This is a genomic window from Planktothrix paucivesiculata PCC 9631, assembly GCF_900009265.2.
Taxonomy (GTDB): Bacteria; Cyanobacteriota; Cyanobacteriia; order Cyanobacteriales; family Microcoleaceae; genus Planktothrix; species Planktothrix paucivesiculata.
In genome coordinates this window covers 246,371-255,402 of sequence record NZ_LR735015.1, presented here as the reverse complement: position 1 = coordinate 255,402, position 9,032 = coordinate 246,371, and the positions used below count along the sequence as shown (strand labels likewise).

Below are 9,032 nucleotides of genomic sequence, written 5' to 3'. Positions count from 1 at the left end.
AGCAGGGTGTTTTCATTGTCGGGGGTAAAAAAGAAAATAAAAGTGATCTTTTTTTGGTAAAATCAAAGAAAGATCACTTTTATTTGATTTTAAAAAACTATGTTAAACAGTATAATCGAACAACTGAAGTTAGTCAAGGATTTTCGGAAAAATCGTGGTAAAAGACATGAATTATGGGTAGTGTTGACTATCATTGTTTTAGCACTGCTAACTGGCAATGTTACTTATAAGCAAATAGATAATTTTAGAAAAAATGAAGAAAATAAGCTAATTAAATTATTAGAAACTAACACTAAAAAATTGCCGTCTTATAGTACCATAAGACGAGTAATGCTCGGAATAAATTCAATAGAAATTCAGTTGGTTTTTCAGTCAATAGTCCAGGAATATTATTGGCAACAAGAAGGCGTTGATTGGATTGCGATCGATGGAAAATCTTTAAAAAACACCCTGACTAACTATGAAAATCAGAAACAAAATATGTTAATTATGGTATCTTGGTTTAGTCAAGAAACAAAGTTAGTAATTAAATCGGAAAGTTTTGAAAGTAAACAAAGTTCTGAAAACGCTAAAGTTCTGTCTATGATAGAAAAATGCGGGTTATTAAATAAAGTATTTACCCTCGATGCTCTCCATTGTAGTAAGGAAACAACTCAGGCAATAATTGAGAGCAAAAATAATTATTTAATTACGGTAAAAGGGAATCAAATTAAATTGCACAATCGGATCAAGATTTTAGCAGAAATCGAAAAACCTTTAACGGTATATGAAGAAAAAGATGTCAGTCATGGGCGAAATATTAGCAGAAAAGTATCAGTATTTGATAGCCAAAATGTCAACCATAAAAATTATCCTCATCTTCAAAGTTTTATTCAGGTAGAAAGAACGGGTTTTCGGGGTGATCAAGAATATAATGAGACTTTATATTATATTAGTAGTCAGAAATTAAGTGCGAAAACATTTGCAGAAAAAATTAAAGCACATTGGTTAATTGAAAATCAAGTACATTGGGTCAAAGATGTGAATTTTAATGAAGATAAATCAAGAATAAAAGGCATAGACGTAGCCGGAAAATTCTCGTTATTAGTAACATTAATTTTGAATATATACAGAAGTTTGGGTTTTAGCTCAATAAAAGAGGGACAGTCATGGTTGGGAAATAATTGGGAAAAGATTTTAGCGATCGCCTGAATTAATTAAGTTTTTAAAACTATTTTTCTAAAAAAACATTCAAAATATTTAATAATAAATAGTCATAAAGTCTTATTAATCAAGACAATGGCTATCTTTTGCTGTTAATAAATATGAAAATTGTTCATTCTTAATATTTCCCACTTATCTGATGAAAATTAGAGAGAATTTGATCGGAAAAATTGATAATTTTTTTTGAAGATAGCGATCGCATTTGGGAAAATGAAAACCCCCTGGCTAACAAAGGGGGCGCGATTAAAACAGATATCAAAAAAGTGTTAGACAGGACTTACGCAAGGACGCTATATATAGCGCATTCAGGATCAGGCGATCGCTTGATTCAGACAGAAGGGCGATATGCGTCCGGCACGCTACGCGAGCGCGCTTATAAAAAGAGAATTAATCTGTGTTTGAATTGATAAGTAAACTAAATAAAAGAAAGCTTGAGAGAGGGATGTTTAAGCTCTTGGCTCAGGTAATCTGCTAACAAACTAGCTTTTAACTGATAGACAGTTTGAGAAACTTTCTTAGCCATACGAGTCAGAAAAACCCAAACTAATAAAGCGCAAGCAATGTGGTTTTTTTGAATACTCGCTTTACGGCATTGGCAAGATTCTATCCCCGTTAATTGTTTAATTTCTCGGTGAAATTCCTCAATTTTCCATCGCAGTTTACATTGAGAGATGACTTCATCTATTGAAGACTGATTTAAATCATTTGTAGCTACATATTCCGTTCTGTTGGCAGAAACAGTTACCCGAAATAGTTTAACTTTTTTATCTCTAGGGAATTTATTTATTTTGATTAGCTTTCCCTGTTTTTCTTCAATTTCAGACCAAATTAACTGTTCAATAGGCTGATATTTTTTTTGACCTCCTGTATCATCAACCAGCCGGTTTTTTTTGAGCGGAACATAATAAATTTTCCCTAAATTATCAATCAAAGCCATTAGCTTTTGGGCTGCGTACCAACTATCCATAAGCACTTTCGCTACAGGAATCTTTTTTTTAAAGACGACATCATTCAGCATATCTGCTACATGATCTAGCTTGGTGTGACCATCCCCATCTGGATCGTAAATTCGATAATCAATCACTGAATAGGATCCGGTTTCAGGATTTACATAAATACAGCTTATTAAACCAATTCCTCGAATCACTCGATGTTCATTGCCGCTATATTGACGGCGGACAAGTTCAATTTTCGAGGAAAATCTTTTGTCGAGTACCGTATCATCAAAAACTAAACAAGCTTCGGGATGGCTCTGAAGTTCTGAATGCACTTTTTCCCAAATCACTTCGGGTGTTAAGTTTTCTGAATTCAAGTAACGATTAATTGTATCATGGCTAAACTCTTGAATATGTTCAGCGAAGTTGGTTAGAGTATAATTGATTTGGCTACTCAGGAGATATTGGCAATAGTATAGATAATTGATGCTCATATTTTTGGGCATAGATTCTGATGCTATTTTAACATTCCTTATTCTCCGTTTCCAGATTTCTTTTGGGTTAGTGATCGCTAACTCCTTAGTACGCTACATATAGCGTCACTGCGTAAGTCCTGTCAGTTTTACGGTATAATCAGGGTTACAGCTTATAACGTCGGTTCAAGTCCGATAAGCAGCTTTTTAATTTCTATCTAGTTAAATTTTGGCTAATACTGGACTATCGCAAAAATTTATTCCTTCCCACGGATAGGATTTAATTGACGATTTAAAATAAGCAACCTATAGTTTATAACATCCTAAATCCATATTTTAGGACTTATTCCATTGAGTTAACGTTTGTAATAGATATCTTGAGAGAACTACGTTAGGTTTAGATAAAAACAGGAGTTATTTTATGGTTTTCGGAAATTTAGCGGTTATGTTAATTATTGGGGTCGTAGTGGGCGTGGGACTGGCCTACTGGTGGTTTGACCAACAAATCTCCAAGCAAAAAAATATTATAGAGGAACAAAATCGTCAAAGACAGGAAGAACAAGACAGATCATATCTGATTCGGGTTCAACAAGCGGTTCAAGAAGCCGAACAGAAGCATCAAAATCAACTTCAGCAAGCGAGACAAACCTCAGAAACCCAATATCAAGCTCAACTTGAACAGATGGATTTGCAGTTACAGGAGAAAGATGCTCAAGTTGAACAACTGAATCAATCTCTTTTTGATTCTGAAACTCAGGTTGCACAACTGGCACAACAACTGCAAGAAAGTGACGCTCAAGTTACACAACTTAACGACTTTTTGATTCAGTATCAAACTATGCTCGAAGAAGTTAATGCTGAATTGGAAGCTACTCAAGCACAGGTTCAGCAACTGAGTCAATTGTCTACTGGTCAAGAATTTGAATCGGAAATTTCGCCAGAATTAGTCACTCCAGAAAGAGAATTAACCCTGGATTTACCTGAAACCTCGGAAGCAATATCTTTTGTTGAAGATGAAGTTTTAGAAACAGAAACCCCGGTTTTTGAATCTACTAACGTTGGGGAAATTGTAGAAACAGAAACCCCGGTTTTTGAGTCTTCTACCGTTGAGGAAATTGTAGAAACAGAAACCCCGGTTTTTGAGTCTTCTACCGTTGAGGAAATTATAGAAACAGAAACCCCGGTTTTTGAGTCTTCTACCGTTGAGGAAATTATAGAAACAGAAACCCCGGTTTTTGAGTCTTCTACCGTTGAGGAAATTATAGAAACAGAAACCCCAGTTTTTGAGTCTTCTACCGTTGAGGAAATTATAGAAACAGAAACCCCAGTTTTTGAATCTGCTACCGTTGAGGAAATTGTAGAAACAGAAACCCCGGTTTTTGAATCCGCTAACGTTGGGGAAATTGTAGAAACAGAAACTCCGGTTTTTGAATCTGCTAATCTTCAGGAAGTTGTAGCAGTACCCACGACAACGATTCAAACAGAACCAATAATATTACCATCAACAAAAACCGGATCAGAAGAAGAATTAATTGGGCAAATTTCAGAAATTGGAACATCAGGAAACTTTGCATCTATTAATACATTAACGGGATATTTACAACATCCTAACCCTCAAGTTCGTTATGCTATTGCTTCAACATTAGGAAAACTCACTGCTTCCGGTCGATTGAGTCGGGAAGTACAACAAACCATTCCTATTTTAACCAGATTAAGTCAAGATCTTGATCCGAGTGTTCGTCAAGAAACGATTACTGCATTAGGAAAGATACCCTCTTATCAAGTTATTCCCATTTTACAAAAAGCCTTACGAGATCCTCAAAGTAACGTCGTACAAGCCGCTAGTTTAGCATTAAACAAATTCAAAGTTTATCGCGTCCGTCCTAAATATCAACCAAAATCTCTAATGTTGAGAAAACCTAATATATCTAGCAATCCTAAATAGGTTGTGGTATTTTATTGTAGGGGTTTGATATCCGCGTCTAACCCCTACATTTTTTGTTTGGTGATAACTTTATCCTTTCCCTGGCGATGGGGAATAAGACATAAAGTTTTGATTTTTGTTAACATTCAACTTAATTTTTGGAAACAACTATGAAATTTCAAACTTCTTTATTAGCGATCGCCTGTCTTGTTGGTACAGTAGGTATTTCTTTACCTGTTAAAGCTAATTATTTAGAGAATACCCCCATGCAGATTGCTCAGTCTTCTACACCTGAGAAGACTTATATGACTCCCCAAAGAAATACTAACGAAATTGCTGTTCAAATTCAGGATGGAGAGTTTTTCTTCGCGGGAATGTTAAAGCGGACTTCGGGCAATAAATTTATGGCTGAAGATAAACGAGTTCGTGTGATGTACGATAAAGATACAAGTCGAGTTGTTGTGATCAATGTCGTTACAGGAACAGAATTTTATAACTATATCTTTTCTACTGCCGATGAAGGATCATTGTAAATTATGATTAGCTAAGGAGGTTTCTAGTCCTAACATAGTTTGGGCTTAAGTTTGAGCTTTGCTAGGTGTTTTCCCTGCTAGTTCTAGTATTTTGGCAATCTTTTTTTAGGAATGCGATCGCACCCTTTGACTCCATTCATTTAAAAAAGTCTCATAGGCATGGTTAATTCTTTGCATAACAGCGATCGCTTCTGATTTAACGTTATAATCAGGATGATATTGTTTGGCTAATTGATAATAGGCTTGTTTGACTTGATTTGGTGTTGCCTTGGGATTTACCCCTAATACTTGCCACCAATTTTGATAACATTCAGATGCGATTAATTCTGGTAGACTCAATTGTTGATACCAGAGTTGTAAAATACCCTTTTTGCTTCCACTAACTAATCTTTGACCATCGGGACTAAAGCCAACGGGAGAACAACCAGAGAGCGTTTGCAATAATTCTCCTGTTTTCCAATTCCATAATTTAACCGTTTGATCCACACTTCCACTCGCCAAAATTTTGCCATTGGGACTCAAAGCTAGGTCAAAAATAGCGGCAGAATGTCCGGTTAATGTCCGAATTAATTGATAGGTTTTAAGATCCCAGACTTTAATCGTATTGTCTGCACTTGCACTGATTAAAGTTTGATCATCAGGACTGAATAAAACAGAAGTCACCCAGTTAGAATGTCCGGTTAAAAGCATAGGATTTTCATGGGTTTGGATATTCCAAATTCTAATAGTTTTATCAGCACTACCACTAGCTACAAATTGACTCTTAGAACATATAGCTACAGACCAAACTCCATCAGTATGTCCGTTCAAAATTCGTTTAGATTGTCCGGTTTTAAAATACCAAAGTCTAACGGTTTTATCGCTACTTCCACTGATTAAAATTTGATGATCGGGACTAAATACAAGGGACGTAATAATTCCCATATTTTTTTCAGGAAAATTCTGATCCAATAAAGTTCGATTCAGTTGTCGAGTCTGAAAATTCCAGAGGGTAATTCGACCATTAACACTCCCCGTGGCAACGATTTCTGAATTCGGACTAATGGCAACGGAATACATCTCATACGGCATAAACCAAGTATATTTTTTCTTAACTGTATTAACATCCCAAATGTGAATATTGCGATCATCGCTGGCACTGATCAAAGTTTGACTATCACGGCTAAAAGCCACAGCATGAATTGAATCTTGATGCCCGGCTAAACGCTGTGTTTCTGTCCACATTAAATCCGGTGAATGGGGACAAATAAAAAGATTATGATTTTCAATATTAGGTTTTTCGGTATTTTTTTGAGTGGATGATTTCTGGGGATCTTGAATATTTTGTTTAAGATTTTTTAATTCCTCGTCTAATTCTAAATCATTGAATTTTTGGTTTAATTTTTCTTCTTGAAATTCAGGAATAAGTTCCAAAACTTCTAATAACGCGGCGGTATAAAATTCCTGGTCTAAAATCCGTTCTTCCATCCGGTCAAAGGCTTGAAATGCTGTTTCTCCGCTTCCGGTAGCATCAATTAATTGAGCAATCCCATATAATCCTAACCCAACAATGCCGCCAAAAACCCCTAATGTTCCCATGCCAATTCCTACGCCTGTCCCCGCAAACCCTAGCCCCATTCCTCCCACAACTGAAGAAATTCCTACCCCGGAAATTGCCCCTAATCCCACTGCACCCCAAGCAATAGAATCCCCTTGATTAATGCCTCTAAATGCTCCATAAGTTGCAGCACCCGCTATCGCACCCACCCCCATTAAGGGCATCATTCCTAACCCAATTCCCCCAAAACTTCCCACCAGTCCCACACCACCAATTGTGCTATAAATTCCTGCCCCACTCGCTGCACCGACGGTAACAAATGTTGTACCAGTAGTTAAGTTTTCAGAGAAATTATAATAGCTTTTCATGAATTTTTCTGAACTAGACGTAGAAAAGCAAAAAGGCTCGTTATATTTTATTAATACACCCAACAAGATCGGCGATATCAATCTAATTAGGTTAATCACAAAACTTGCTTGTTTCTCCGATTAACCTAATCTGCAAGTGCAGCAATTATCTTTAGCCTACATTGTATTGAAACTGACCTTCGGTGTGACCACTACCCATATCCAATTCGGCAGATAACCATAAATCCAGTTTATGACCTGCAATCGCCAAGAATTCTTCCCGTAGCTCCTGGTTCAGTTGTTCTAGCTCCCAATTGAAAAGGGAATTTTTGGGTATAGAAAACTCAATCGTATGGGTTAAGGTATTTTGACCGGAAGGATAAATGACCGCAAGACCAAAAAGCTCGGCTTTTTTATCCTCTGAAAGTCTGACCAATTCATTGCAGAATCGCTGTGTGCCTACCATTGCAAGGAATTGATCGTCCGTATACGCATCATCATAACCAGGGTATGATTCTGATTCATGTTGAAAAATCCGATAAAAAACGTTTGCTCGCTCATACTCCTCAAGGGGATTAAGTTGTTTTTTACACCAATCAAGCAATTCATTACCGTTGTAATCAATCGATTCAAAATTAAGTTGAGCCGCCAGATTGACCTTAAAGGCCACATCTAACTTGACTTCTGTGTCCGTAATGTTTAGATCGAAGGTGACATTTCCCTGGAATGCTTCTCCCGTATATTGAATCGAAGTATTGGTGATATTAATTGTGGCCATAGCCGTTGATAACTCCTAATAATTATCGTTAATTGTAAAAGATTAGCGTCAATTGACTCGGAGGATGTAAGTTTTGAGAAAAATAATAATAACTTTTTATTATTTTTTGAAGTTCCGTAAATTTTATTATAGAATTGATAAGAATTATATCAATAACCTCTCTATGACCTCTAATCCAGATTTTAGTTTAACTTGTCCCATTCCAATTCAACAATACCCTCATATTTTACTCGCTCATGGCGGTGGGGGTAAACTCATGCGTCAATTAATTGACCAGATGTTTTTACCCACTTTTGGTCATCCGAATCAAGTGGAACATGATGCAGCTACCTTACAATTAAACGGAAATAAAATAGCGTTTACAACGGATTCCTATGTGGTGAATCCCCTATTTTTTCCAGGGGGAGATATTGGTTCAATGGCTGTTCATGGAACAGTTAATGATTTAGCAATGGCGGGCGCTCGCCCTTTATATTTAAGTGTGGGTTTTATTTTAGAAGAAGGTTTACCCATTCAAACGTTATGGGAAATTATTCAATCCATGAAAATAGCCGCCGATAAAGCCCAGGTAAAAATTGTTACGGGAGATACTAAAGTTGTTGATAAAGGCAAAGGAGATGGTATTTTTATTAATACTTCGGGCATCGGAATTATTGAACATCAGTTAACTATTAATCCCCTATCTGTTCAACCGGGAGATGCAGTTATTATTAATGGAGATTTAGGACGCCATGGGATTGCAATTATGGCGGTGCGAGAGGGATTAGAATTTGAAACCACCATAGAAAGTGATTCTGCACCCATAGCAGATGTGGTTTTAGAATTATTAGAAGCAGGAATAGAAATCCATTGTTTACGGGATTTAACCCGGGGCGGTTTAGCGAGTACCTTAAATGAAATTGCCAGTGCTGCTCGGGTAGAAATTGAAATTCAAGAAACAGCAATTCCCGTGTTAGAAGAAGTTAAAGGAGCCTGTGAAATCTTAGGATTTGACCCTCTTTATGTGGCGAATGAAGGGCGGTTTGCTGTATTTGTTCCAGAAAAAGATAGGGAAAAAACCTTATCAATTTTACAAACAAAAATACCAGAAGCGAGTTTAATTGGTTTCGTGAAAACCACATCCAATCCTTTAGTAACTTTGCAAAGTCGAATTGGAGCCAAACGAATTATTGATATGTTAAGTGGAGAACAATTACCCCGAATTTGTTAGGAAAACTCGGTAAAATAAATAGACCTCTTGCAAAAAAAATCTATGCTATAATGCCCAACTTTCACTTTCAGACTAAGAGTGTCAACTCATAA

At 36.5% G+C, this 9,032-nt stretch carries 7 protein-coding genes; 4 read left to right on the top strand and 3 right to left on the bottom strand.

Features of this window, described 5'->3' with window-relative positions; all coding sequences use genetic code 11:
- The first annotated feature begins 99 nt into the window (after positions 1-99).
- Positions 100-1,191: an ISAs1 family transposase gene (locus PL9631_RS12815; RefSeq protein WP_083616174.1), complete on the top strand. Its 1,092-nt coding sequence runs from the start codon at positions 100-102 to the stop codon at positions 1,189-1,191.
- Between the two features lie 427 nt (positions 1,192-1,618).
- On the opposite strand, the gene PL9631_RS12810 is transcribed toward PL9631_RS12815, so the two are convergent.
- Positions 1,619-2,632, bottom strand: a complete 1,014-nt coding sequence (locus PL9631_RS12810; protein ID WP_083617277.1) for an IS701 family transposase — start codon at positions 2,630-2,632, stop codon at positions 1,619-1,621.
- 400 nt (positions 2,633-3,032) lie between these two features.
- Between PL9631_RS12810 and PL9631_RS12805 the strand changes: the two genes are divergently transcribed.
- Both PL9631_RS12805 and PL9631_RS12800 read left to right on the top strand, forming a co-directional pair.
- On the top strand, positions 3,033-4,556 hold the full coding sequence (locus tag PL9631_RS12805; protein ID WP_083620829.1) for a HEAT repeat domain-containing protein: 1,524 nt from the start codon (positions 3,033-3,035) through the stop codon (positions 4,554-4,556).
- 149 nt (positions 4,557-4,705) lie between these two features.
- Positions 4,706-5,068 carry a hypothetical protein gene (locus PL9631_RS12800; RefSeq protein ID WP_083620827.1) on the top strand — a complete coding sequence of 121 codons (363 nt, stop codon included), beginning with the start codon at positions 4,706-4,708 and terminating at the stop codon, positions 5,066-5,068.
- Between the two features lie 105 nt (positions 5,069-5,173).
- Here the strand turns inward: PL9631_RS12800 and PL9631_RS12795 are convergent, their stop codons facing one another.
- Positions 5,174-6,973 carry a DnaJ domain-containing protein gene (locus tag PL9631_RS12795; RefSeq protein WP_083620825.1) on the bottom strand — a complete coding sequence of 600 codons (1,800 nt, stop codon included), beginning with the start codon at positions 6,971-6,973 and terminating at the stop codon, positions 5,174-5,176.
- A 151-nt stretch (positions 6,974-7,124) separates the two neighbouring features.
- Positions 7,125-7,730 carry a hypothetical protein gene (locus PL9631_RS12790; protein ID WP_083620823.1) on the bottom strand — a complete coding sequence of 202 codons (606 nt, stop codon included), beginning with the start codon at positions 7,728-7,730 and terminating at the stop codon, positions 7,125-7,127.
- A gap of 163 nt (positions 7,731-7,893) precedes the next feature.
- Between PL9631_RS12790 and hypE the strand changes: the two genes are divergently transcribed.
- Positions 7,894-8,940: a hydrogenase expression/formation protein HypE gene (gene hypE, locus PL9631_RS12785; protein WP_083620821.1), complete on the top strand. Its 1,047-nt coding sequence runs from the start codon at positions 7,894-7,896 to the stop codon at positions 8,938-8,940.
- The last annotated feature ends 92 nt before the right edge of the window (positions 8,941-9,032 follow it).

What these genes read in the sequence shown, in the direction of transcription:
- PL9631_RS12815 (WP_083616174.1), top strand. Translation starts at nt 100, where the DNA reads ATGTTAAACAGTATAATCGAACAACTGAAGTTAGTCAAGGATTTTCGG.
- PL9631_RS12795 (WP_083620825.1), bottom strand. Translation starts at nt 6,973, where the DNA reads ATGAAAAGCTATTATAATTTCTCTGAAAACTTAACTACTGGTACAACA.
- PL9631_RS12805 (WP_083620829.1), top strand. Translation starts at nt 3,033, where the DNA reads ATGGTTTTCGGAAATTTAGCGGTTATGTTAATTATTGGGGTCGTAGTG.
- PL9631_RS12800 (WP_083620827.1), top strand. Translation starts at nt 4,706, where the DNA reads ATGAAATTTCAAACTTCTTTATTAGCGATCGCCTGTCTTGTTGGTACA.
- PL9631_RS12790 (WP_083620823.1), bottom strand. Translation starts at nt 7,730, where the DNA reads ATGGCCACAATTAATATCACCAATACTTCGATTCAATATACGGGAGAA.
- hypE (WP_083620821.1), top strand. Translation starts at nt 7,894, where the DNA reads ATGACCTCTAATCCAGATTTTAGTTTAACTTGTCCCATTCCAATTCAA.
- PL9631_RS12810 (WP_083617277.1), bottom strand. Translation starts at nt 2,632, where the DNA reads ATGAGCATCAATTATCTATACTATTGCCAATATCTCCTGAGTAGCCAA.